Genomic DNA, 2,366 nt, shown 5'->3' on the forward strand with positions numbered 1-2,366 from the left:
CTCGAGCGCGACAGGGGACTGTGTTGGTCTCGACACGCCTCCGCCTAGCGGCTCCGGCGGCTCGACCGACGGGGGTGCGGGCGGCTCGTCCAGCGGGGTGGAGGGCTCGGGCAGCGGGGACGGCTCGACCAGCGCGGTTGCCGACCCCTTGCGGCACCACGGGGACGTCGAGATCGGCGACGGGCTGCTCGACTTCGCGGTGAACGTCTACCCGGGCGAGCGGCCGCAGTGGCTGGAGCAGGCGCTGCGGGAGTCGCTCGCGTCGACCACCTACCCCGACGAGGAGCCAGCGCGAGCCGCGCTGGCCAAGCACCATGGCCGCGACCGCGACGAGGTGCTCCCGACGGCGGGGGCGGCCGAGGCGTTCACGCTGGTCGCTCGGGCACGGGCCTGGCGTAAGCCGGTCGTCGTCCATCCGCAGTTCACCGAGCCCCACGCGGCGCTCGAGCAGGCCGGCCACGAGGTCACCGAGGTGCACTGCCGGGCCGAGGACGGCTTCGCCCTCGACCCGGCCGCGGTACCCGAAGACGCGGACCTGGTCGTCGTCGGCAACCCGACCAACCCCACCGGCGTGCTCCATCCCGCCGTCACCCTCCGCGCCCTCCTCCGCCCCGGCCGTCTGGTCGTGGTCGACGAGGCGTTCATGGACGCGGTTCCGGGCGAGCCGGAGACCCTCACCGCCGTCCGCGCGGACGGCCTGCTGGTCATCCGCAGCCTCACCAAGCACTGGTCGATCCCCGGGGTCCGGGCCGGCTATGTCATCGGTGACACCGCCGCGATCCGCGACCTGGAGTGGGCGCGTACCCCATGGTCGGTCTCCGCCACCGCCGCCGCTGCCATGCTCGCCTGCGCCACCGTCCGCGCGAGCGGCGAGGCACGCGAGCGCGCCGAGCAGATCGCCACCTGGCGCGACCATCTCGAGGCGGGCCTGCGAGCCCGAGAGATCGAGTACGTCCCCTCCTCGGCCTCCTTCGTCCTGGCCCGCCCAGGTCTGGGGGTCCGGGATGCCCTGCGCGACCACGGCATCGCCGTACGCCGCGCCGACACCTTCCCGGGTCTCGGCCCCGACTGGGTGCGGATCGCCGTGCGGCCAAGCGAGCCGACCGACCAGCTCCTCGCCGCACTCAGTCACCTCTCGGACCGGAACCGTTGCGGTTGTGACAGATGAGGCGCATCAAACGTCACACCAGTAACGGTTCCGGTCCGCATCGAGACCGCATCGCCACCGCGGCCGGGCTGCTGGCGGGGTTCGCTCTCGACCGGCTGCTGGGAGACCCACGCCGGTTCCACCCGGTCGCCGGGTTCGGCACGGTCGCGATGCGGGCCGAGCGGTCCTGGTACTCCGACGATCGATCCCGCGGTGTGCTCCACGCCGCCACCCTCGTCGGGGGAGCGGTGGTCCTTGGCGCCGCCGCGGAGCGACTCGCTCCCGGCCGGACCGGAAGGACGCTGGTGTCCGCGGCCGCGACCTGGGCGGTGCTGGGTGGGCGTTCTCTGGAACGCGAGGCGATGGCCGTCCACGCACACCTCGACCGCGGCGACCTCCCCGCCGCCCGGCAGCGCCTGACCCACCTGGTCGGCCGCGACACCGCTGAGCTAGACGCCTCCGAGGTCTCCCGAGCCGTCGTGGAGAGCGTCGCCGAGAACACCTCCGACGCGGTGGTCGCGCCACTCGTGTGGGGTGCGCTCGCCGGCGTACCCGGTCTTCTCGGCTACCGCGCGGCCAACACCCTCGATGCGATGGTGGGCCATCACAACGACCGCTACGAGCAATTCGGTTGGGCGAGCGCCCGGCTCGATGACCTGCTCAACCTGCCCGGCTCGCGCCTCTCCGGCCTGCTCGCGATCGCCACCTCGCCGTCGCGGGCGAGGCCGGCGTGGCAAGCCTGGCGCCGCGACGCGTCGCGGCACCCGAGCCCGAACGCGGGCGTCGTCGAGGCGTCCTTCGCCGGTGTCCTCGGCATCCGCCTCGGCGGCACGAACCGCTACTACGGCAACCGGGTCGAGCACCGCGCGGTGATGGGGGACGGCCGCGACGCAGAGCCTGGCGACGTCGTCGAGGCCACCAGGCTTGCCCGCAGGGTCGGCATCGGTGCGGCGCTGGTGGCGGCGGCGTACGTGGTGGTCACTCAGCGCCGGTGACGGAAGGCCCGGGCCAGGACCGCAGGCGGAGCCTCAGCGATGCCGGTTCCGCTGACCCGCTGGGTCGGTCCGTACAACCGCCGCGCGGTCCGTTGACCCGCCGCCCGGTCCGTTGACCCGCCGCTCGGTCCGTTGACCCGCTGGTCGAGCCGCCGGAGCCGCTAGGCGGAGGCGTGTCGAGACCAACACGGTCCCATAGAGCGCCGACGGTGACCGTGTTGGTC

2 protein-coding genes are annotated in these 2,366 nt (G+C 73.7%); both read left to right on the forward strand.

Annotation, left to right across the window (positions count from 1 at the left end):
• Positions 1-1,168: Rv2231c family pyridoxal phosphate-dependent protein CobC (gene cobC, locus H5T77_RS25590; RefSeq protein WP_292653429.1), on the forward strand; the 1,168-nt coding region annotated here is incomplete at its 5' end.
• On the forward strand, positions 1,165-2,142 hold the full coding sequence (locus H5T77_RS25595) for a cobalamin biosynthesis protein (protein WP_292653430.1): 978 nt from the start codon (positions 1,165-1,167) through the stop codon (positions 2,140-2,142). The genes cobC and H5T77_RS25595, both read left to right, overlap by 4 nt.
• Positions 2,143-2,366: the final 224 nt, after the last annotated feature.

Source organism: Nocardioides sp. (genome assembly GCF_014360585.1).
Taxonomy (GTDB): domain Bacteria; phylum Actinomycetota; class Actinomycetes; order Propionibacteriales; family Nocardioidaceae; genus Nocardioides.

Excerpts from the sequence above, each read along its gene's own strand:
- H5T77_RS25595 (WP_292653430.1), top strand. The coding sequence starts at position 1,165 with ATGAGGCGCATCAAACGTCACACCAGTAACGGTTCCGGTCCGCATCGA.